The following is a 21,468-nucleotide window of genomic DNA, read 5'->3' as shown; positions in this document are numbered from 1 at the left end:
TTTTACCACAAATAAGAGCCGATAGCTATCTCTCACAATCTAAAAATCCGGCTTTTTTTACGAAAACTGACTTTTAATAAAAAAATAAATCAACTTTTTCAAATTCTTGAACCGATTTAAATATTTTATCCTATATTTTGATTTTTCAAAGGAAAATCCTGTCATTTTAAGTCTCAATAGCAGTCATTTTTGACAAGTAAAAAGCTTGCAAGTTATACTATCAGTATGTATAAGGAGGAAAATATGAAAAAGAAAATTCAACTCACCACGGGATTGTGTGCAGCTGTTTTAGCCCTCAGTCTCGCAACAACCACTTTTGCTGATGAGCAGACAGCCCCTGTCACTGCTCCTATCTCTGAACGACAAGATACGGTTGCTCCTGTTTCAGTCATTTCAGAGAGTTCAGCTACTGCAATTACCAATGAAACAATATCCCCACTTCCGAGCGAAGAAACAGCTAGCCTGACGGCTGAGGAATCAACCCCAGCTCCTGCTGAGACTCCAGTTGATCCACGAATCTCTGAAATTCGTGTCATCCATCGTCGTCGGACTCTGAAACCAGACTTTTCACCAGTTGCATCTTCAACAGATATCGTATACAAGACAGTTAATGCCCGTGCTTTTACTGAATATGACGTCTCTGGAAATGGACCAGCAACGGTTACAGACGAAAACGGAAAAACATGGTATCGAGTAAGATATTCTGATCTCGATATCAAAGATGGATTTTCATACAATAGCGCTCCTGAAAAAGGCACTGCCACCGCGCCCGTCATTGAAGTCATCCATCTCTATGATGATATCGATTTGAATCCGGAAGTTGTAAAACGTGCTCGTTTTGTAGACGAAAAGGGACAAGAAATTGCACCTTCCCAAGAAAACAGCGTCGAGCGGAGCCTCGATTTGGCTTATGAAGCTGGTCTACCAACAGCACCCGCTCAAATCCAAGCTAATGGAAAAACTTATACCTTCCAATCAGCTGACAAAGAAGAATTGACCTCCCACAAACTTCATGTTTCTAACTTGGTTACTGTGACCTATTTCTATAAAGAAGTCACCACACCAATTGTTGAGAAACCGTCAACACCTTCTGTTCCAGAAAAACCTGTTAAAAAACTGCGTCTTCCAAAAGGAAATAACGGAGTGAAAACACGTGTACCTGTTAGTAAGAAGACTCAATCAAAACCTTCAACACCAGAAGTAAAGAAATTCCGCCTTCCAAAAGGCAACAATGGGGCTAAGACCCGTGTTCCTGTAAAAAAAGGGAACACTATTCTTTCTGTCGATTTCTTATAATTCTAAAGAAAAGAGGCTGGGACAAAAGTCCTAGCCTCTCAATTGTCTTTGGATTGTCGATCAAGACGCAGTGGTTGAGTGGGCTCTACTACGCTGATTTCATCAGCTTTTACAGCCCTACTCAACTGTGCGGAGGTGGGACGACGAAATCGAATTCTAACGAATTACCGATTTCTGTCCCACTCTCTTAATTTTTAATTTTCCATAAATTGATGCAAGCGGCGAACAGCTTCCTTCAGGGTCTCCGAGTCAGTCGCATAGCTAAGACGGACATTCTCTGGAGCTCCAAATCCAGCACCTGTGATGAGGGCAACTCCCACTTCTTCCAGGATGGCAGTTGCAAACTCTGTCACATCCGTATAACCTTTCATCTCCATGGCTTTTTTGACATTTGGGAAGAGATAGAAAGCTCCCTGTGGCTTGATCACATCAAAACCTGGAACTTCGCACAAAAGAGGATAAATGGTGTTCAAGCGCTCCTCAAAGGCTTGACGCATCACCTCTACTGAGTCTTGTGGACCTGTCAAGGCTTCAATCGTAGCATACTGAGAAACAGCTGTCAGATTGGAAGTTGTCTGACCGGTTAGCTTACTCATGGCTGCAATGATTTCTGGGTCACCCACCGCATAACCAACCCGCCAACCAGTCATGGCATAGGCTTTGGAAACCCCGTTGATGACAACGGTTTGTTTGCGAATGGCTTCGGATAAGCTTGAGATTGGAACGAACTCATTCCCGTTATAGACCAGGCGACCATAGATATCATCTGCAAGGATGAGGATATCATGCTCAACAGCCCAATTTCCAATGGCTAAGAGTTCTTCCTTGCTATAAATCATACCTGTCGGGTTAGATGGAGAATTCAAGACCAAAACCTTCGTCTTTTCCGACCGAGCTTCTTCCAATTGTTCAACGGAAACTTTAAAATCATTGACTTGGTGCCCCTTGACATAGACAGGAACCCCTTCCGCCATTAGGACCTGGTCCCCATAGCTGACCCAGTACGGTGTCGGGATAATGACCTCATCACCTGGATTGAGCACAGCCATAAAGAAGGTATAGAGCGAGAACTTCGCTCCAGTCGCAAAAGTGACTTGGTTTGGTGATACTGAATATCCATAATAGCGTTCGAAATAGGTATTGACGGCAGCCTTTAATGCTGGCAGGCCGGAAGCAACCGTATAAAAGGAAGCCCGCCCATCCCGAATGGCTTCTACTGCAGCATCTTGAATATTCTCAGGAGTGTGAAAATCAGGCTGGCCCAAGGTTAGAAAGAGAATATCTTTTCCTTCTGCCTTTAATTTTTTTGCTTTGGCATCACTTGCCAGGGTGACACTTTCTTCCATCTTTAATACACGATCAGAAATTTTCATACCTTACCTACTTTCTATCTGGGACTAGTTCCAGACGAACCAATTTAGACTTAGACTCTACCAGAAACTGTCTACAATACCTATATTATACACCATAGATTAGACTTGGAGCAAGATTTTACTAAGGATTCAAAGAAACTTTACTACTCCTTACTATTCGACAAAAAAATAATTTGACACTAAAGTTAACAGTCATTTTTTCTTCTGTTGATAAATCCATTATCTTGTCACCCGCCTGTAATCTATTTGATATTAAGGCTTAATAGCGTCTAATACTATTTATTGCTAAAATGATAGTATGAAGAATTTAGAAAAACTATTTGAAGAAGCCCAAACAGAATTAAAAACCATGATTGTCTTTCACAAGGCGGAACGGACTTTTCGTGCAGCAGAGTCTCATGTCTTTAAGGATCATCAGTTGACCCCTACTCAGTTTTCCGTTTTGGAAACCTTGTACAGTAAGGGGGATCTCCGTATCCAGAACCTGATTGACAGTATTTTAGCGACCTCTGGAAATATGACCGTCGTGATTCGAAATATGGTGCGTGATGGATGGATCAAGCGCGAAATCGATCCAGATGACCGTCGTGCTTGTATCGTTTCTTTGACAGAAAAGGGCCGTAAAAAAATTATCGAAGTTCTTCCTGATCATATACGTAATGTTCAAAAAGTCATGGGTGTCTTTAGCGAAGAAGAGCAAAAACAACTTCAAACTCTTCTGAAAAAATTAAAGGGCTCCCACTAAATTCTAACCATTCAATTAGTCGTGTTCATAGCCAACTAACTACAGTTGCCAGCTATGAACACGTTTTTTGATTCTTGAAAAAAAGTACTAGTCTCTGTTGACTAGTACCTTCTATTTTACTCATATTTCACAAAGACTAATTGTTTTTCAGTTGATAAGTCAGACTGGTATGCAAAGCCACTAAAGGTTAGCTGCTTCATCTCTTCTACCTTTGTAATCTGCTTCTCTAATAAAGCTGTCACAAAAGCCCCACGCGCTTTCTTTGAAATGGTTGAGTGAACCTTCAACAGCCCATTCTTCTCTTCAAGGAATTTAAAAGTCACCATCCGATCTTGAATCTCCTTAGAAAAGACGGTTTCAAACTCACTGGAAAGCAAAGAAATAATTAGATCTTCCTCCTGAAGAGCTTGATCATAGCTAGCCTTCCAAAAAGTCTTTAAGGATTTCCCCTGGACCTTAAGCTTCATGAGAAAGTCCAAACGATGGGGAGCAATCGGAGTAAGGGCCGGAATCACCCCATAAAGAGCTGAGGTGATCAAGAGATGGTCTTGCACATAAGCCGCTTCTGCTTCCGTCCAGTCCGTACGGCGGATATTCCGGTACATGAGACCGTCGAAGAGATTCAAAGCTGGATAGGTCTTAGCTGTACCCGACTTGAGCGCTCGGATTCGTTGCTCTTCTTCACTTGCCCGCTCTTCAGTAATCTTATAAAGTGAGGCTAACTCTTCTAGAGATAATGAAGCTAAGGCATCGATGACCGCTTGTGTCTCATTTGATACAGGATAACCCGTTTTTTCTGGGGTATCCAGATTCATTTCTTTTGCAGTTGGAATTAATAGTTTCATAGATTTATTGTACCATATTTCATTTTCGCTTGACATAAAATTACCATCATGTTATCATCTAGTTATTAAAACTAGATAACAAAGAGGTAATAACTATTTTATTCAACTACAGTTATCCCAAGTGGGAAGAAATTCCTGATATTGATCTTTATTTGGACCAAGTCCTCCTCTATGTCAATAAGGTGTGTGCGCCTTTTATCTCAGAAACAGACAAGGGCTTAACGGCTTCCATGGTCAATAATTACGTTAAACACGGCTACCTGCCAAAACCAGATAAGAAGAAATACAAGCGACAGCAGGTTGCCCGTCTCATTGCTATTACAACCTTAAAGACGGTTTTTTCGATTCAAGAGATCGCGGCTACCTTGAACCTCTTGCAGAGTCAAGCCAACTCCGCAGACCTCTACAATAGTTTTGTGGACTTTCTCCATGAAGAGAAAGAACCTTTAGCACCCATTATCGGATCTGCCTGTCGTACCGTTTTGCTCTACCAAGAAACCCTATCCTATATCCATGTTCATTCTGAGGAGGAAAAATAAAAGTGAATTATGCTAGTAAATTAAGTAAACGATTATCCTTTGGAGAAGAAATCGCAAATAGTGTCACCCATGCAGTCGGGGCTGTTTTGATGCTCTTTCTCATTCCAACTTCTGCTATCTATAGTTATGAAACACATGGGACTTTAGCAGCTGTCGGGACCTCGATTTTTGTCATCAGTCTCTTTCTCATGTTTCTCTCATCGACAATTTACCATGCCATGGCCTATGACTCACCTCAAAAGTATGTCCTTCGCATTATCGATCACTCCATGATTTATATTGCCATTGCAGGTAGCTATACACCCGTCGTTCTTTCTCTCATGAACAACTGGTTCGGCTATGCCATTATCCTGATTCAATGGGGGACGACTATCTTTGGGATACTCTACAAGATTTTTGCTAAGAAGGTAAATGAAAAATTCAGCTTGGCCCTCTATTTGATTATGGGATGGTTGGTGATTTTCATTATCCCACAGATCATCAGCCAAACAAGTCCAACCTTCTGGGGTTTGATGCTGATGGGTGGCCTGTGTTATACAGTTGGAGCTGGATTTTACGCCAAAAAGAAACCTTATTTCCATATGATTTGGCACCTCTTCATCTTAGCCGCTTCTGCTCTCCAATATATCGCGATTGTGTATGTCATGTAAGACAGTGACTCTCTTATAGGGAGTCACTTTTTAGTTGCTTTTTTACACCCAATTGACTACAATAAAGAAAAATTGTACGGGGACAGTTATGACAACCAAATACCAAAAGATTTTTACTACATTGAAAAACCAGATTGACCAGGGGATCCTAAAAACTGGAGACCGCCTGCCTTCCGTTCGCCAACTAGCCAGTCAGTATGCCTGCAGTAAGGATACCGTCCAACGGGCCCTGCTCGAGCTCAGCTACAAGAACTATATCTATGCTAAGCCCCAAAGCGGCTATTATGTCCTGGAGGAAGAGACTGGAAAGCATACCGACCTGCCTCTTCGCCTCAAGGAAGATCGCTTCCAGGCCTTTGAAGACTTTCGGACTTGTATCAACGAAACCCTTGTCGGTCGTGATAATTACCTCTTCAACTACTATGAAAAACAAGAAGGTCTTGTCGATCTCCGTCAATCTATTGCTTCTCTCCTGCGAGAAGATGCGATTTATACCCAGGAGCAACAAATCGTTATCACCTCAGGAACCCAGCAAGCCCTCTACCTCCTAAGCCAGGTCGCCTTCCCAAACCAAAAAGAAGAAATCCTAGTAGAGCAACCAACCTATTACCGCATCAATAAATTAATTCAGGAGCAAGACTTACCTTATCAAAGCATCAATCGCTTGCCTCAAGGAATTGACTTTGACCAACTGGAAGCCATTTTCAAAAGTGGCAGGATCAAATTTTTCTATACCATTCCCCGCTACCATTATCCTCTGGGACATAGTTATAGCAAACAAGAGAAGGAACAGATTTTGGCCTTAGCAGAACTCTATGATGTCTATATTGTCGAGGACGATTACTTGGGAGATTATGATCCACATTTTTCTCCTAGCTTTCATTATCTGGATGCATCTGACCGGGTCATCTACATCAAGTCCTTTTCTACCAGCCTCTTTTCTGCCCTCCGCATCACTTCTATGGTCCTGCCCCAAGCTCTTCTTGCCCCTGTCTTAAAACTCAAGGGTACACTCGACTACGAAAGTAACTTGGTCATGCAGAAGGCCTTGAGCCTCTATATTGATAATGGCATGTTTGCAAAAAACAAAGAGCTTCTGCACCAACAGCAATTCATCCAAAAAGAGCAAGCTTCTTCCCTACTCCAGCAACATTCCCTATCCGTCCCTGTATGGCCGGTCATTGGAGGAGTCTTACTAGATTTAAGACAGGTCCCTTCGGTCGCTCGACTGAAACATAGCGGTCTCCCTCTCCACTTCTTCGAATCTGCCTATATTCAAAGCTGTCCCTATGCCTTTGCCCGTATCAATCAGGACAAACTGGAAGAGGTTTTACCCCAAATTATCGCTTATCTATGATTCAATCCCACCCTTCTATTTCTTGAGTAATTTTATATACAAAACTATGTTACGAAAATATTACATTTATTACAAAAATCACTTGACATCTGTAACAATAGGAGTATAATCTAAGTCAGAAAGATAAAGAGGTGATATTATGAAACGATCTTTGATTCGTTGGACTGCAGCCTCTCTTGTGGCTGCATCACTTGGACTTGCTTTGGGAGGGTGTGGCTCAAAAGATAAAACAACTTCCTCATCCGAAAAAGCTTCTAGCTCAAAAGTTGAGAAAAAACCAAAAGCTAGCTTAAATAAAAAAGCTACAGTTTCTTCTTCTCAAGCAAAAGAAAATACTACTCCTTCAAGTCAGGCAAGTAACCCGTCAGCTTCAACTGAACCGAACAAGGCAGAAGATACATCTTCAACTGATCAAGCAGTTGTTCCTGCAGCACTTGTCGGCACTTGGGTAGGATCTAGCCCTCAGGCGGATAGCATCAAAATGACTATTGAAGCTAATGGAGATATTACAACTGTCGTTAGCTTTAAAAATGATAGTGAACCAACCCGCACAGCCACCTATACTGCAAGAGCTATTCAAGCATCTGGTAATGTCTATTACTGGGAGTCAGAAGGTCTTAATGGCGCAGATGCTCTTCTTCCTGGTATTACTGGTTTAGGAGTAGCAAATTTCCGCTTCAAACCAGGATTTATCCTTGAGGAAGGTCATTATACTCCGATAGCCTTCACAACAGATATCAATACAGAATTTGACTATAGCAATTACAGAGATTTCCACTTCTCATTGACCAAAGAGCAATAAGGACAGGAAATTCTCTAATAAAAAAAAGAATGTTGACCCTCAACATTCTTTTTTTATGTTTTATTCACTTTCACAAATCAATTGGGTTAAACCCTTACTTCTTAGTCAGGGCCCAGCTCTTAGCCACAAGCTCAAAGAGAAGATCATCCTCCACTCGACCATCCAAGGGAATGCTGATCCAGTACTTCTTGTTCATATGATAAGCCGGATAGAAATGGGGTTCTTCTAAGAGTTGGCTGACATGATCCTGTTTAAGATTTAAGACCTCAATCTTCCCTTCCTGCCTCGCATCTAGCTTGGACCAGTCTATCTTCATCAAGACGCCAAACCATTTGAGATCCTTTTGATGACGGAAGACGCCCGAGTCCGGAGAACGGTCCCAGAGGTATTCGATAGGACGGTCATATTGCCGGCTGATCCAATCCACCAAGCGCTTGGTCTGAGGATACAAAAAATCTTTGACAGCAAAACAGGAGCTTCTGATATCCTCTAAGGCCTGCTGGCAAGCTTCTCTGACTTGGCCAACATATTGACCAACCATCTGGTCCATATGAAGCTGCACATAGTCGTCGCCTGTCTCCTGATCCACTAGCCAAAAATGCACTTGCTTACTTTGGACAGTCACATAAAGTTTGAAGTCTCCATCCAGGATCTGTTGATCATAGTGAAACTTCTCTCCCTGCTTTGAAAACCCATAAGCTAGAGCTTTTTCATTGTCTATACTGTATTTCTCAAAATAATCTGGTAAAAACACGTACTACTCCTTTCCTCCAGTATACCAAAAATCAAGAAAAAAGAGCTGAGATTTCTTCCTCAACTCATATATCTTTAAAAGACAACACGAGTTCCATGGACCTGATCCACCCCTGGAACATCAAGGAAAAGCTGACGATTCTCCAAAGAGACTCCTCCACCTGCCAAGATTTCTAACTGGCGATCTGCAAGCTGGGCATACTCTTCGTAGCGTTGCAACCGTTGTTCTAAGTCTGTTTCTGGACTGCCGGCTCTTGTTAATAGTCTCGTCACGCCTACTTTCTTCATCCACTCGATACTCGCAGCTTGATCTTCTAAAGGAATCTGGTCAAATGCCATATGCATGGTCAATTCAAATCCTTGACTGGCTTCGATGAAACGAAGCATGGCATCTTTATCCAGCTGATTGTCAGCAGTCAAAGCCCCAACAGCTAAACCATCAACACCCAGGTCACGGGCAATTTTCCAGTCTTCTAACATTATGTCTAGCTCTTGCTCAGAGTATACAAAATCTCCACCTCGTGGACGAATCATAACGATGACCTTTGCCTGATAATCTTTAGCAAGCTTCACAGCCTCTTTGATCACACCATAGCTTGGAGTCGTACCTCCAACCGCTAAGTTATCACATAATTCTACACGACGCGCTCCTGCTTGAAAAGCCTTCTCTAACAGTGTTATGTTCTCTGCACAAAATTCATATAACGGCATCCTAAATCTCCCTGTATTTGAAATCGTTTTCTTGTTCTACCTTACTCTTTTTTCATTTCTTTGTCAATTAGAAAAACCATCAGCCTCATCAGAAACCAATGGTTGATGCTTAATAGGAAATTGGAACAATAATCTGTAATACCATGTTCCCTTTTTCGACCTTCGCAGAATGGATTCGGTAGCCACTTGTCGGCATGGTCAATTTGATTTGATTCCCTATCATAGTAGCTCCTGTGCCCTCTTGGTTAACTTTTTCAGCAATCTTTGAAGCAACCAAGCTACGTGGAATCGGCAGATGTCCAAGACGGGCCCGTTCTAGGTTCAAGGTCAATTGTTGATCCGTCACACTCGTTGTAAAGTCCATGCTCACCATGGTTTCCACCGGTCCCAGTTCAATCGGAACCTGAACATTGATATACTCTCCATTCATAGCAACTGCTGTATTGAGGAGAGTTTCATCTGTCATTTCCCCTGCCATGGATTTAATAACTTGGCGCAATTGAGGAGAATTCAGTTGAAGCTCTGTTTGCAGGCCAGAAGCAGTCACGTCTGCTGTAGAGAAGCCTTCTTGAGCCAGATCTACCAGCGAAGTATTCACTGTTACATTTTTAAATTGCTCTTGAGTCGAAACCTTTGCTGGTATCAAGAAAACTGCTAAGACAATAACTAGGAGGAAGGTCAGTCCGATGAGTCGTTTGATCCATTTCCACATATGGTCACCTCTTTTCGTTTTGATGGATAGAAGAGAATTCACCTCTATCACTATTGATCTATTCTTTTTAAAATACGACTTCTATTCTACCCTAATTTTTCAAAAAAAGCGAACGAGAGGAATAAGGTGCACATAAGAAAAGAGGTGGAAAAAATCCCAACCCCTATTTGAATGTTAATGGAATTGCATCCCACCATCCACGATGATGGTTTGTCCTGTAATGTAGTTTGAATCAGGACCAGCAAGGAAGCTAACCGCTGCAGCGACATCTTCGGGTTCGGACAAACGTTTAAGGGTAATATCTTTAGCGAAAGTTTGCATACCCCATTCGTCATCTTTACCAGCGTTCTTACCAACTTCATGAGCGATATCATACATCATTGGAGTCTTAACGATACCAGGTGCATACGCATTGACAGTAATACCTGAATCAGCCAAGTCACGTGCCAAAGTTTGAGTGATACCACGAACTGCAAACTTAGTACCACCATAGACAGTCAAGTTAGGGTTACCTACAACACCTGCTTGTGAAGTTGCATTGATGATTTTTCCGCCATGGCCAAGCGCCTTGAATTGAGCTTGTGCAGCTTGAGCACCCCAGATGACACCACCAACGTTGATGGCAAAAGTGCGTTCAAATTGTTCTTCTGTAATCGTATCAAGTGGTGTAGTTGGAGCAACACCAGCGTTGTTAACGACAACATTTAAATCTCCGAAATGATCCACAACTTTTTGGAAAGCTGCAGCCACTTCAGCTTGTTTGGAGACATCAGCAACGACCGCAAAAGCATTCTCTGCTGATAACTCAGCTACTGCTTTTTCTGCTGTCTCAGCATTGTAGTCTAAGACTCCGACCTTGAAGCCATCTTGTACCAATCGTTTTGCAATCGCAAAACCGATCCCTTGACCTGCACCTGTGACAATAGCTACTTTAGACATATGATTCCTCCTTGGTATCCCCGATACCAGCAAACGTTCATAGAAGAACAGCAAAGGTTGACAGTCAGTTTTGGGTGAATCTATCATAAGTTCCTTCCAAAACTATGCTAACAGTATACTCCTTTGTGAAAAAAGTGTCAAACTCTAGCCTGTTATTTTCTAAAGTATTTTACAATCTATCTTATCTTTATTTAGTAATAGATTAACTGATTATAATAATTTTGAAAAGGGTTTTATATCTTGACAAAAACACTCCTATTGCCTATTGTTTTGGGCCTTATTTCATGCTACACTAATTATAAGACAATCAAATAATAAGGAGATCTAACAATGAAAGAATTCATGGATAAATTGAATAACCTACCTAAACCAGTTCAATACATTATTGCGATCATTATTTTCTTTATTGCGTTTTACATTTCTTATAGCTTGTTTTAAGTTAGAACGTACAAAGCTCTCTTTATCTGATACAGTATTTTAAAAGAGAGTGGGACAGAAATCGGTAATTCGTTAGAATTCGATTTCGTCGTCCCACCTCCTCACAGTTGAGTAGGGCTGTAAAAGCTGATGAAATCAGCGTGGTAGAGCCCACTCAACCACTGCGTCTTGCTCGATAATCCAAAGACAATTGAGAGGCTAGGACTTTTGTCCCAGCCTCTTTCATTTTTTAAAACATTTTAAAGACTGCTACTGCAAGTACTGCACCGATGATTGGACCAACTACTGGGATCCAAGCGTAACCCCAGTCACCATCTCCTTTGTTAGGAATAGGAAGGAGGCTGTGCATGATACGAGGTCCTAGGTCACGAGCTGGGTTGAGAGCGGAGCCTGTAGTTCCACCGAGAGACAAACCAATCCCTGCAATCAAGGTACCAACAGCAAAAGTACCAAGCCCTGCTTGAAGGTCATAAAGACCAAGCGCAAAGATAGTTAGTAGCAAGACAAAGGTTCCAAGGATTTCACTGATGAGGTTTGAAGTAGTGTCCTTAATTGCTGGACCAGTACTGAATGTTCCAAGGATATTTCCAGGATTTTCTTCTGCTAAGTAATGCGGTTTGAACTGCAACCAGACAAGGACTTGACCGACCATGGCTCCGGCAAATTGTGCAAGGATATAAGGAATGACAGATGCCCAAGCTAGGCCACCATTAAGAGCAATCCCAATTGTTACTGCAGGGTTCAAATGGGCCGGACTTAACTTACCAGAGATGAAGGCTGCGACAGCAACCGCAATCCCCCAACCAAGAGTAATGACGATCCAACCTGAGTTGTGGCTTTTCGTTTTTGGAAGAACCACTCCTGCTACAACCCCATTTCCCAAAAGAATCAGGATTAAGGTCCCTAAAAATTCACCAAATAATTCTTTCATATGATTTAATTCTCCATTATAAAGAGGGGAAGGTTAGACAGTCTTCTTTCCAACCCCTTTTTTGTTTTTCTTAATTTTTTAATGCTGCCAAGTCATTGTTTTCCAAAGCGACTTGCAAGTCTTTGCGGTAGCCAGCTTTTTCTTCTTCTGACCATTCATAGAAGCGGCCCATTTCATCCAAAACAGGTTCGATCATCGCATCTAAGCTATCCCGCATAAAGAGCATGTGGTTGGTACGACGAAGAAGGAAATCAACTGGGCTGAGTGCCAATTCATTGCGCATTGCATAGTGAAGTGACAAGGTATCTGCTAGGCTCAATCCAGGTGCTTGTTCCACGCTATGAGCAAGGGCGAAGACCTTAGGTGCATTGGAACCGTATAGGTTAGCTAGGTAGTGAGCTTCCTTGCTATCCAAGCCACGAGATACGCCAAGTTGAGCAAAGGCTTCGATTTCAGAATCCACGTTCGTTGGGTTAATTTCTCCACCTGATACTGGATAGGTCTTAGAGTTGATCAATTTGAACTGACGGTCAAATTCTTCCTTGAGAATGGTCAAGACACGCTCCATCGCTCCTTCAGCCATCTTGCGGTAGTCTGTAATCTTCCCACCAGCCAGGGTCAAAAGACCATTGTCATCGCGGTCTAAGCTTGATCCACGAGAAACAGCAGATGGATCCAAATGTTTTTCAGAAGTGCTGCCTTCCAAGTGGCTGATTGCTGATTCAACATCTTCACGCGATTTTTCTTTAGAAAGATAGCCTTCAACTGTTGCAATCAAAGCATTAAAGCTTTCATCACTGATAGTGCCGTTGTTTCCACCATTGTAGTCAGAAGCACTGTTTCCTGAGATCAACGGACGAAGACCAGCCCAGCTACTTTCGATATCATCGATGGTGATGTGAGCTTCTGGGAAGCGGTTATTCACGATTCCTAACAAGTAGTCGACATCTTCTTGAGTTACTGTTGGATGCTCTAAGTCGCCAGTGTAGTCCGTGTCAGTCGTTCCGAAGTAAGTTTTGTTTTCACGTGGCAAGACGAAGACCATCCGACCATCTCCAAGACCAGTATCAAAGTAGACTGGTTGAGAAACTTTGATCTTGCTTGAATCTACGACCAAGTGAACACCCTTGGTTGGACGCATTTGTGAATGCTGCTCTCCATCGTTTGAGAGGTTACGCACTTTATCGCTCCAAGGACCAGTTGTATTAATCACCAAACGAGCCTTGATTTCAAAGACTTCATCAGTCAAGAGATCACGCGCCACTACACCTGTGATCTTGCCAGATTCATCAAAGAGGAATCCTTCAGCTTTTACGTGGTTAGCAATGAGGGCCCCATCTTGGTTGGCACGTTTGATATTTTCAATCACCAAACGAGCATCGTTGTTACGGAAGTCTAGGTAGACCCCACCTCCGACTAGACCTTCTTGTTTCAACTCAGGCTCCCGAGCCAACACTTCTTCTTTGGTCAAGACCTTGTTGGCAGCTGGAGTATTGCTGACACCTGCCAAGAGGTCATAGAGGTCCATGGCTACCTTAAGACGGAAGAGGCTAAAAGTTGCCCCATCTTCATCATAGACTGGTAAGAGCATTGGGTCTGGTTTTGGAATATGAGGAGCAATTTGTTGCACTACTGCACGTTCTGATACCGTATCTGATACCACTTCTACGTCAAATTGTTTGAGGTAACGAAGTCCACCGTGGACCAATTTTGTTGAACGGCTTGATGTCCCTTCCGCAAAGTCCTGCATTTCAATCAAACCTGTTTCAAGACCACTTGCTGCTGCCTGCAAGGCTACCCCAGCACCTGTGATCCCTCCCCCGATAATCAAAAGATCCAGGGTGCGTTCTTGCATTTTCTTAATCGATAATTCACGAGTTTTCTTTGAAAATTCCATAATTCTTCACTTTCTATCCTACTGAAGTCTTGACTAGTCTTCAATTTCTGCAAAGAGTTGGGTAGCTTTAACAGCTTTCTTCCATCCCTTGTAGAGTTGTTCTTTACGAGATTCGTTCATAGAAGGCTCGAAGAGTTCACCAGTTGCATTGAGTTCTTTCAATTCATCTAGGTCTTTCCAGTAGCCGACTGACAGGCCAGCAAGGAAGGCTGCCCCCAAAGCTGTTGTTTCCAAGTTTTTAGCACGAGCGATATCAATACCAAGAATATCCGCTTGGAACTGCATCAAGAAGTTATTCATAGCTGCTCCACCGTCCACTTTAAGGACTTGAATAGCCGTCTTAGCATCAACCTGCATAGTATCGATGATATCCCGTACTTGGTAAGCAATGGATTGAAGAGTCGCCTTAATAAAGTCTTCTTTGGTTGTTCCACGAGTCAAGCCAAAGACAGAACCACGAGCATTTTGATTCCAGTATGGTGCTCCTAGACCTGTGAAGGCCGGTACCACATAAACTTCATCGTTGTTGTGAGAATCACGTGCATATTGTTCAGATTCAGGTGAGCTTTCCACCATGCGTAGACCATCACGAAGCCATTGAATGGCACTACCTGCGATAAAGATGGAACCTTCCAAAGCGTAGTAAACTTTACCATTGATTCCATATCCAATGGTAGTCAACAAGTTATTTTCAGATAACTGCATCTCTTCACCAGTATTCATGATGATGAAAGATCCAGTACCGTAAGTATTTTTAACCATACCAGGTTCAAAGGCCAACTGTCCAAAAAGAGCCGCTTGTTGGTCACCCGCCATACCAGAGATAGGCACTTCTCCACCGTAGAAATGGAAAGGAGCTGTTTTTCCATAGATTTCAGAGTTAGAACGAACTTCTGGAAGCATAGCCTTAGGAATATTGAGGATTTCCAAAATCTCATCATCCCATTTTAGGTCTTTGATATTGTAGAGCATGGTACGAGCAGCATTTGAATAGTCTGTTACGTGAGAAGCTCCGTCTGTCAACTTCCAAACCAACCAAGTATCGATGGTTCCAAAGAGCAATTCTCCTTTTTCAGCCCGTTCTTGTGCTCCTTCTACATGATCCAAGATCCAGCGAATCTTAGTTGCTGAGAAGTAGGCATCAATGACCAAACCTGTTTTTTGGTGGAATTTTTCGACATAGCCTTGGCTCTTAAGTTGTTCAGCTAAAGAAGCTGTTTGGCGAGACTGCCAAACAATGGCATTGTAGATTGGAAGGCCAGTATTCTTATCCCAAACAACAGTTGTTTCCCGTTGATTGGTAATTCCGATAGCTTCGATTTGTCCTGGTTTGATGCCACTTTCGATAAAGGCACCAGCGATAACAGACTGAACAGAGTTCCAGATTTCATTTGGATTGTGTTCAACCCAACCAGCTTGAGGGAAAATTTGAGTAAACTCTTTTTGGCTAGAGCTAACTTTTTCTCCTTTTTTATTAAAAATGATGGCTCTTGAACTTGTTGTTCCTTGGTCAATGGCCATAATGTATTTTTCTTGTGACATGAACTGTCCTCCTGGGAAAAAGAAATATTCTTTAGGAGACGTACTCCTTACATTGTCTAGTATACAAAATAAACCGCTTTCATGTCCATCAATTTTTTTAAGAATTTTAAAAAATTTGAGTAGATGGATTCAGAACCCTTGTTTCATAAGGATTTCTAAGACTTAGAAAAAATGAAATTTTTAGAAAAATCTAATAAAAAAGCTAGGCAGAACAATTCGTTTAGAATCTGTTCTTCCTAACCTCAATTTTTTAATTACTACTAATTCAGCTCAATAATATCATAAAAGTCTCATCAAGCATTGAATAGCTTTATTAACCTTCTTCTTGGTAGATCATCTGGCGAATATTGGCTAGATCGATCATATCTAAATCATATTTTAAATAATAGACAGGAATCCGCTGGGTAAGACTAATCGGATTGTTGGTCACGATCAAATCGTAATCTGAAGCTGGATCAACGGCTTCAATGGTAATAAAACGATTATACTCTAAGTAGCGCTTGAGGACTTCTGTCATCCGTGTATAACCTAAATAGCCCACTGTTAAGTCTAAGCCGATCTTAATTTGTCTCCCACTATTTTCCGCGATATAATCCATTAACTGGAGCCACTCCCACTTGATTTTTTTATCCAGAGCTGTCCCTTGGCAAAAGATCGGAAGTTTGCTAAAGATAGTGTCTGCTACTTCTCTATAATCATGACTACTAAAGACATAAGGATTGTGGCTTTCAAGTTGGTACTTATACTTGTCTTGAAGAAGGTAGCCTGTAAAAAGATATACCTGTCCACAAATTTGGCTTAATTCATAGGTCACAGGGCCTTCGATATAATCCCCTAATAACTTCTGCGTTTTCATCTCTTGAATGAGTTGCGTTGTCAAATTACCAATCTCTCCCCCAAAGCCTAAGATGTACTCCATAGTATGAAGCGGGAGGATCCGATGGGTGACAAGGAAAGCAAAGAGGACTAACATCTCTCCATCTTCATGGCTAAGAGCGATGTGTTTCCCAGAAAAGAGCTGGTTTACCCGACGAAATAAGCGTTGGTAAAAAATGTTGTCCGTATAGCCCTTCATCTTCTGTTCAATTTCTTGAAACTGACAGGCATTGATCTTAAGTCGTTGCTGGCTAATGTGGGACCAGAGAACATAATCCAAGCGTTGGCCTTGAGACAACTGGGCACCACAGAGTTCTTCTAAGGTTTCAATTTCGCTTTGTCTTTCCTTCTTGTCAAGTTCTTGTTTCCAGTCTGCACTAGCCCAGACCTTTCGTAACAAACCAAAATAAAAATAACGAATCTTATGTTCAGGGCCCTTGAGTCGCCCATTGTGGATGGAAAATTGAAACTCAGTTAATAATTTGTTTAAGCCCGAAATATGACGTCCTAATGTCGCTTCACTAATCAAGAGTTCCTGAGCTAGTTGCTGGGCTTGAAACTGGCCATGATAAAGTAAATAGATCAATAGTTGGTACTTGATCGAATTGTCCAAAAAAGCCCGTCGAATGTCACGTCCCTTTGTATCTGCCCCCACAAGAAGGCGAAGATGTTCATCTTCTAGCTCAATGGAAAGGGCCAGCTGATTCTCTTGGGCCTTGTCATGGATCAGTGCAAGATATTTGTTCAAGGTTGCTTTGGAAAATTCCGTCTCCACCATCACTTCTGACAGACTGCTTGGAGAATGTTGTAGCAGATGAGACAGGATTAAAAACTGTCCACCCTCACTTTTTTCCATTAAATCAGCTAAATGCATTTTCAGAAAACCCTTCCATTATTCTATCCTTAGAGTACCATAATTTAGCCAAAACAAAAAACAATCTGTTTCTATCCTCATCAGCATAAGCAAAAAGAGCCCTAAGGCTCTTCTTTTTATGTAAAATGCTTATAAAGATCTGCTCGAATCCAACCGATTTAAAAATTCCATTGTCGGGCTGTCTTGGTAAAGTTCTTTGAGAGGAACTTTATAATAGACAGAAATCTCTTCCGAAGTCACACCGTAACGAATCAAAAGATCATAAATACGATTTAAATCATGACGTAATTCATCCGTTATGAGAACATTATCGCTTGTTTCTTTTGTTCTCCAAGAAAAAAATGGCAGAACTTCCTTCGTTTCTATTAAAATAGTTTGTAATAAAGTTCCCCCATGACTATCCTTCTGAGAGATATCTGCTCCAAGTTCCAACATTTTTTTAAAAACCTTGAAGGATTGGTCAGCCTTTTCCTTAGACGAATACATCTCATATTGACCATTCCAACGTTTGATCATCCGCCTACAGTCAAATACAGCTCTTCCACCGGCTGTTTGGATGACCGGCTGACAAAATGGATTCAGCTCTGTCGGCTCTTCAATAAAGTTAAGATCTGCCCCTCTATCAATGAGTAAGTCCGCAATATCTAAATGTCCCGATTTAATAGCGACTTGCAGAAGGGATTGGCCTTGATCTCTCTTAGGTTTATCACCTGAAACTGCATTGACTTCTTCAGGCTTTCTATCCAATATCTGACGGACTCCTTCGATATCTCCTCTTCGCAATAACTGAAAAGTTTTTTGCATGGTCTTCCCCCTCTCATATTACGGATCAGAATGACACTGTTGTTAAATTTTGTCCCATCTATGATTTCTTCGTTACATTGATTATATCACTTTACAGACTCCTATATGATGGATTGTGTCATTAGCTAAACAGTTTTATTTTATCACCTGATAAAAAAGAAACCTCCCATCGAAATTGGATGAGAGATTGAAAGCTTTTTTATGATTTTCGTATAGCTACTAGCCAAGAGGCTAATAGAATTTCAAAAATAACCAGAAGAATAATCTGAGTAAGTGAACTCTGAACTAGCATGAGAACAGCCAGACTATCGATCAGCATATGAGCGAGGATACAGGGAACAGCTCCTTTCGAATACTCCTTGAGAGCTCCAAATAGGAAGGTATTCCCTAAAATCATCAGGTAAAAAATGAGATAGTTGGACGAACCTGCTGTAATCCAAGGAAGTTGATAGATAGGGATATGCCAGAGGAACCAAACAAGGGAAAGTGCCATCATTTTAGATACAAAGTGCTTGCTAAAGGAAAGATGCTCTTGTAAAAACCAACGCCATCCAACTTCTTCTAGACCTCCATATAAAAAAGTCCATGGGAAATACAGGAAGAAGGCCAAGAGGGAGTTCCCTGTAATGCTAACATTCATGAGCAAGAATGAGATCCCATAATAGATGACTGGAATTAGCAAAGTTAGAAACCAAGTCTTGGTGCTCTCTTTCTGTAAAAAAGTTTGTTTGAAAAATTCTCCAAGGGATCTGGTTTCACCTAAGACGATGGAAAAGCAAATAGCCGTTATCATAGGAATCGAATTCATCAGGATGAAAAGCAAAGAGCCTCCCAAACTCCTTCCATCTGAGAAAAACCATAGTTCAACTTTGCCCTACTAGAAAAGTAGCAAGGAGGGCAGTTACCGAATACCAGAAGGCAACGCCTTGTTCTAAAAATATTTTTTTCATTTTTCCTCCGTAACGGGATAATCAATTAGATAGATTGCACCCTAATCCGCATCGACCCAAAGATGGTATTGTTCACAATGGAGACATCGAAAGAGGTAGCCACACATGTCACCATCCTTGACTAAGTATTCAGCCACATCCTGAAATTCATCACGCGCCTCATATTCTTCCAAAACTTGCTCTGCAATGCCCATCTCTTCCAGTTCACGAGTGCCAACTGTCCCCATATAGGCACAGTAGTCTTGGCAACAGGAGAGCCAATATTCGCCCTGCCAGCTACTATAGCCTGGAGTTTGACAGAAGAGGAGTTGGTCTTTTTCCTTATCCATTACCCCTTGCCAATCAGCATCTTGGATAAACTCTGCTTCAAACTTTTGGGCAGCACGACCAGTAGAAATACAAGTTGGACAAAGATGTCTTATCTCTTCTACACAATAAGGTCTCAGAGCATAATAGATGGTGTGATCTTCCCCACACGAAGGGCAGGTCTTAGGCTCGCCTTCCTTAAAGGAACCCGTCGCTAGTGGATCCGGATGATAGCGGAAGGTTGGCAATTCACTGACTTTCTCCTTATGAGCCTCTTTTTCTTTTTCGGTCAAGGGACGAGAGAGAGCAAAACGATCTCCATGACTATGACTCATCTTTTCTAAGGTAAAAAGTTTCTTAACTTGCTTACGATCTGACTTGTCGACAAGCCCCAAAAAGAGCGTATAAGCACTGGCATATAAGCCCAACTCTTGGTAGACATCCACCAAGACCTGCTTAGCTTCTGGAGTTTCCAGTAAGTTCAGCCGATCCGCAAATTCATAGAGAGCTAGGACGCTGGATGAATCCTTATCTTGCGCTTGGAACTGCTTTTTCAAGTGGATATATTCTTTCATAGAGTCGTTCATAGAATTGCTCACTTTCGTTTTTACAGAGAATTAAATCTTGGTGTCATTTCTATTCTAGCGCTGAAAATGTACTTTAAAGCCATACTTACCAGCATTTAGCTTGAGTTTTTCAACCAGCACTTCATTCCGCTTGCTTCTACCAAAAAAGAAAGGTATGGTCTTTCCATTTCTGAGTTCGATATAGAAAGCGTAGCGACTTCCACCACCAGCGCGACCACGAAGCAACAAGTAGCTTAGCTGCTTAATCTCTTTCAGTGGGATCATTCGCCGACTGAAACACCAAGGCTCATGAATGTAGAAGATACCATAGCTAATATGAAAAGGGGCAAAGAAGGGACCGCCACTACGTTTCACGATTAGTCTTCTTCTCAGGAAAAGGAGAAGACTGAAAAAGAGCAAGAAAACTAGCACAAATAGAATCGGAGCACTCTCCATCATCTTTCTAATTTCTAACACGCTACCCTGCATCCTCTATTTCATTTCAACCCATTTTTCATTGTCCATGATAAAGGGCTTGGCTAGACCTTCACCTGTGTAATCCTGGTATTTGGTCTCCAAGTATTTGTAGACATCTTCCTTGGTCGCAAACTTGATGGCTTGGTAGGGTTCTTCAAAGGTCAGCTTTTCGATAAAGAGGTAGCCGTCCTTGGTAGGAACCAAGACACCGACGTGACCGACAAAAAGGGAATTGCCATCTAGGTTATCATGAACGATAACGGAAAGCATGCGGGCATTTTCATTGAATTTGAAATTGGCAAAATACTCTTCCATCTTCTTGGCGTGAACCTTGACATCCGTTGTAGCTTCTGTCGGAACCCGTGAATAGAGAATGTTAAAGGCTTCCTTGTCTGCCTCATCGAAGACTTTCCCTTTTTCAATCGCATCATTGTCCACGAACAAGAGTTCACTATCCGCCTTTTGCTTAGGAATCTCGATGCGATTCTTCAACAAGGTATAACTATTGATCCGGCAGTTGGTTCCGACGAAATCTCCTTTTTTCTTGGTCCACAAGTCACTAATCTTCTCCACATCGTATTCCGTCTTTTTGAAAGTGCTAAAGTCGCCCGTCAAGCCAACAGATCCTACGATGTTATCATAGTCCGTTACGAGACCAAGAAACTTGTCTACACTCTCCTGATCCAAATAAGCAGACAAGAGAGCCCGCACTTCTTCGACACTTTCCTTGCTATTGAGGTTGCTGTAGGTTCCCTTGTAGTGGTCCTTGTCTGAACTGGCCTTTTGGACAGTGGAGCTTTCCTGCTTTTCCTTGGATCGTTTTTGGTTGGTCCCACAAGCCGCTAAAGCAAAAATCGCCAAGGCACAGCTAGTAAGGAGCATGATTTTTTTAGATGGTTTCATAAATTTTTTCCTTTTCTATATACTAAGATGGTTTGTAATATGGAATCGCGTTTCATAACATGATTCATTTCTTTTTCCTATCGAATCTCCTTCTCCTATATTATAGTTTAAAACGGACTTAGCTCCAACTATTTTTCACGAAATGAGGAAACTTTATAGGTAGCAAAAAAAGAGCTGGCAGA

The 21,468-nt window shown here is 41.8% G+C and carries 20 protein-coding genes and 1 pseudogene; 6 read left to right on the top strand and 15 right to left on the bottom strand.

Annotation, left to right across the window (positions count from 1 at the left end):
• The first annotated feature begins 243 nt into the window (after nucleotides 1–243).
• The gene (locus D7D50_RS07395; RefSeq protein WP_120701872.1) at nucleotides 244–1,296 is read left to right on the top strand and encodes a cell surface protein; all 1,053 of its coding nucleotides are present in this window, start codon (nucleotides 244–246) and stop codon (nucleotides 1,294–1,296) included.
• Between the two features lie 194 nt (nucleotides 1,297–1,490).
• Here the strand turns inward: D7D50_RS07395 and D7D50_RS07385 are convergent, their stop codons facing one another.
• Nucleotides 1,491–2,669: a pyridoxal phosphate-dependent aminotransferase gene (locus D7D50_RS07385; RefSeq protein ID WP_120701871.1), complete on the bottom strand. Its 1,179-nt coding sequence runs from the start codon at nucleotides 2,667–2,669 to the stop codon at nucleotides 1,491–1,493.
• 298 nt (nucleotides 2,670–2,967) lie between these two features.
• Between D7D50_RS07385 and D7D50_RS07380 the strand changes: the two genes are divergently transcribed.
• The gene (locus D7D50_RS07380) at nucleotides 2,968–3,414 is read left to right on the top strand and encodes a MarR family winged helix-turn-helix transcriptional regulator (protein ID WP_023026886.1); all 447 of its coding nucleotides are present in this window, start codon (nucleotides 2,968–2,970) and stop codon (nucleotides 3,412–3,414) included.
• Nucleotides 3,415–3,530: 116 nt separating this feature from the next.
• On the opposite strand, the gene yaaA is transcribed toward D7D50_RS07380, so the two are convergent.
• The gene (gene yaaA, locus D7D50_RS07375) at nucleotides 3,531–4,259 is read right to left on the bottom strand and encodes a peroxide stress protein YaaA (RefSeq protein ID WP_023026887.1); all 729 of its coding nucleotides are present in this window, start codon (nucleotides 4,257–4,259) and stop codon (nucleotides 3,531–3,533) included.
• A gap of 95 nt (nucleotides 4,260–4,354) precedes the next feature.
• Here yaaA and D7D50_RS07370 point away from each other — a divergent pair, with 95 nt between their 5' ends.
• The 4 genes from D7D50_RS07370 (at nucleotide 4,355) to D7D50_RS07355 (ending at nucleotide 7,607) form a co-directional block, all read left to right on the top strand.
• Nucleotides 4,355–4,798 (top strand): DUF1836 domain-containing protein, encoded by a 444-nt coding sequence (locus D7D50_RS07370; RefSeq protein WP_042361110.1) that lies wholly within the window; start codon nucleotides 4,355–4,357, stop codon nucleotides 4,796–4,798.
• 2 nt (nucleotides 4,799–4,800) lie between these two features.
• The gene (trhA, locus tag D7D50_RS07365) at nucleotides 4,801–5,448 is read left to right on the top strand and encodes a PAQR family membrane homeostasis protein TrhA (RefSeq protein ID WP_023026889.1); all 648 of its coding nucleotides are present in this window, start codon (nucleotides 4,801–4,803) and stop codon (nucleotides 5,446–5,448) included.
• An 88-nt stretch (nucleotides 5,449–5,536) separates the two neighbouring features.
• Nucleotides 5,537–6,805 carry an aminotransferase-like domain-containing protein gene (locus tag D7D50_RS07360; protein ID WP_023023428.1) on the top strand — a complete coding sequence of 423 codons (1,269 nt, stop codon included), beginning with the start codon at nucleotides 5,537–5,539 and terminating at the stop codon, nucleotides 6,803–6,805.
• Between the two features lie 139 nt (nucleotides 6,806–6,944).
• Nucleotides 6,945–7,607 carry a hypothetical protein gene (locus D7D50_RS07355; RefSeq protein WP_023023430.1) on the top strand — a complete coding sequence of 221 codons (663 nt, stop codon included), beginning with the start codon at nucleotides 6,945–6,947 and terminating at the stop codon, nucleotides 7,605–7,607.
• Between the two features lie 94 nt (nucleotides 7,608–7,701).
• Here the strand turns inward: D7D50_RS07355 and D7D50_RS07350 are convergent, their stop codons facing one another.
• The 13 genes and pseudogenes from D7D50_RS07350 to D7D50_RS07285 form a co-directional block, all read right to left on the bottom strand.
• On the bottom strand, nucleotides 7,702–8,361 hold the full coding sequence (locus D7D50_RS07350) for an MmcQ/YjbR family DNA-binding protein (protein ID WP_023023432.1): 660 nt from the start codon (nucleotides 8,359–8,361) through the stop codon (nucleotides 7,702–7,704).
• A gap of 74 nt (nucleotides 8,362–8,435) precedes the next feature.
• The gene (locus D7D50_RS07345; RefSeq protein WP_023023434.1) at nucleotides 8,436–9,071 is read right to left on the bottom strand and encodes a copper homeostasis protein CutC; all 636 of its coding nucleotides are present in this window, start codon (nucleotides 9,069–9,071) and stop codon (nucleotides 8,436–8,438) included.
• A gap of 109 nt (nucleotides 9,072–9,180) precedes the next feature.
• Complete coding sequence (locus tag D7D50_RS07340; RefSeq protein ID WP_120701870.1) at nucleotides 9,181–9,783, bottom strand: hypothetical protein; 603 nt, start codon at nucleotides 9,781–9,783, stop codon at nucleotides 9,181–9,183.
• Between the two features lie 174 nt (nucleotides 9,784–9,957).
• A complete protein-coding gene (locus tag D7D50_RS07335) occupies nucleotides 9,958–10,722 on the bottom strand; it encodes a (S)-acetoin forming diacetyl reductase (RefSeq protein ID WP_023023545.1) in 765 nt (254 codons plus the stop codon).
• A gap of 667 nt (nucleotides 10,723–11,389) precedes the next feature.
• Entirely contained in the window at nucleotides 11,390–12,091 is a 702-nt protein-coding gene (locus tag D7D50_RS07325; RefSeq protein ID WP_023023547.1) for an MIP/aquaporin family protein, read from the bottom strand.
• A gap of 70 nt (nucleotides 12,092–12,161) precedes the next feature.
• On the bottom strand, nucleotides 12,162–13,988 hold the full coding sequence (gene glpO / locus D7D50_RS07320) for a type 1 glycerol-3-phosphate oxidase (RefSeq protein WP_120701869.1): 1,827 nt from the start codon (nucleotides 13,986–13,988) through the stop codon (nucleotides 12,162–12,164).
• Between the two features lie 33 nt (nucleotides 13,989–14,021).
• Nucleotides 14,022–15,530 carry a glycerol kinase GlpK gene (gene glpK, locus D7D50_RS07315; protein WP_009730830.1) on the bottom strand — a complete coding sequence of 503 codons (1,509 nt, stop codon included), beginning with the start codon at nucleotides 15,528–15,530 and terminating at the stop codon, nucleotides 14,022–14,024.
• Nucleotides 15,531–15,843: 313 nt separating this feature from the next.
• Complete coding sequence (locus D7D50_RS07310) at nucleotides 15,844–17,280, bottom strand: helix-turn-helix domain-containing protein (protein WP_117744341.1); 1,437 nt, start codon at nucleotides 17,278–17,280, stop codon at nucleotides 15,844–15,846.
• Between the two features lie 129 nt (nucleotides 17,281–17,409).
• Entirely contained in the window at nucleotides 17,410–18,084 is a 675-nt protein-coding gene (locus D7D50_RS07305; protein ID WP_120701868.1) for an ankyrin repeat domain-containing protein, read from the bottom strand.
• 199 nt (nucleotides 18,085–18,283) lie between these two features.
• Nucleotides 18,284–19,034, bottom strand: a pseudogene (locus tag D7D50_RS07300) (CPBP family glutamic-type intramembrane protease).
• Between the two features lie 41 nt (nucleotides 19,035–19,075).
• Entirely contained in the window at nucleotides 19,076–19,927 is an 852-nt protein-coding gene (locus D7D50_RS07295; RefSeq protein ID WP_023026895.1) for a CbrC family protein, read from the bottom strand.
• A 54-nt stretch (nucleotides 19,928–19,981) separates the two neighbouring features.
• Nucleotides 19,982–20,395: a hypothetical protein gene (locus D7D50_RS07290; protein ID WP_023026896.1), complete on the bottom strand. Its 414-nt coding sequence runs from the start codon at nucleotides 20,393–20,395 to the stop codon at nucleotides 19,982–19,984.
• Nucleotides 20,396–20,398: 3 nt separating this feature from the next.
• Entirely contained in the window at nucleotides 20,399–21,286 is an 888-nt protein-coding gene (locus tag D7D50_RS07285; RefSeq protein WP_120701867.1) for a DUF4300 family protein, read from the bottom strand.
• Between the last annotated feature and the right edge of the window lie 182 nt (nucleotides 21,287–21,468).

The sequence above is a fragment of the Streptococcus koreensis genome, assembly GCF_003627135.1.
GTDB classification, from domain to species: domain Bacteria; phylum Bacillota; class Bacilli; order Lactobacillales; family Streptococcaceae; genus Streptococcus; species Streptococcus ilei.
Note: the sequence above shows the minus strand (reverse complement) of the source record. Positions and strands in the feature narration are given on the sequence as shown.

Bases quoted from the DNA above. Each gene is read 5' to 3' on its own strand.
- D7D50_RS07395 (WP_120701872.1), top strand. From the start codon at position 244: ATGAAAAAGAAAATTCAACTCACCACGGGATTGTGTGCAGCTGTTTTA.
- D7D50_RS07385 (WP_120701871.1), bottom strand. From the start codon at position 2,669: ATGAAAATTTCTGATCGTGTATTAAAGATGGAAGAAAGTGTCACCCTG.
- D7D50_RS07380 (WP_023026886.1), top strand. From the start codon at position 2,968: ATGAAGAATTTAGAAAAACTATTTGAAGAAGCCCAAACAGAATTAAAA.
- yaaA (WP_023026887.1), bottom strand. From the start codon at position 4,259: ATGAAACTATTAATTCCAACTGCAAAAGAAATGAATCTGGATACCCCA.
- D7D50_RS07360 (WP_023023428.1), top strand. From the start codon at position 5,537: ATGACAACCAAATACCAAAAGATTTTTACTACATTGAAAAACCAGATT.
- D7D50_RS07355 (WP_023023430.1), top strand. From the start codon at position 6,945: ATGAAACGATCTTTGATTCGTTGGACTGCAGCCTCTCTTGTGGCTGCA.
- D7D50_RS07345 (WP_023023434.1), bottom strand. From the start codon at position 9,071: ATGCCGTTATATGAATTTTGTGCAGAGAACATAACACTGTTAGAGAAG.
- D7D50_RS07340 (WP_120701870.1), bottom strand. From the start codon at position 9,783: ATGTGGAAATGGATCAAACGACTCATCGGACTGACCTTCCTCCTAGTT.
- D7D50_RS07335 (WP_023023545.1), bottom strand. From the start codon at position 10,722: ATGTCTAAAGTAGCTATTGTCACAGGTGCAGGTCAAGGGATCGGTTTT.
- D7D50_RS07325 (WP_023023547.1), bottom strand. From the start codon at position 12,091: ATGAAAGAATTATTTGGTGAATTTTTAGGGACCTTAATCCTGATTCTT.
- glpO (WP_120701869.1), bottom strand. From the start codon at position 13,988: ATGGAATTTTCAAAGAAAACTCGTGAATTATCGATTAAGAAAATGCAA.
- glpK (WP_009730830.1), bottom strand. From the start codon at position 15,530: ATGTCACAAGAAAAATACATTATGGCCATTGACCAAGGAACAACAAGT.
- D7D50_RS07310 (WP_117744341.1), bottom strand. From the start codon at position 17,280: ATGCATTTAGCTGATTTAATGGAAAAAAGTGAGGGTGGACAGTTTTTA.
- D7D50_RS07305 (WP_120701868.1), bottom strand. From the start codon at position 18,084: ATGCAAAAAACTTTTCAGTTATTGCGAAGAGGAGATATCGAAGGAGTC.
- D7D50_RS07295 (WP_023026895.1), bottom strand. From the start codon at position 19,927: ATGAACGACTCTATGAAAGAATATATCCACTTGAAAAAGCAGTTCCAA.
- D7D50_RS07290 (WP_023026896.1), bottom strand. From the start codon at position 20,395: ATGCAGGGTAGCGTGTTAGAAATTAGAAAGATGATGGAGAGTGCTCCG.
- D7D50_RS07285 (WP_120701867.1), bottom strand. From the start codon at position 21,286: ATGAAACCATCTAAAAAAATCATGCTCCTTACTAGCTGTGCCTTGGCG.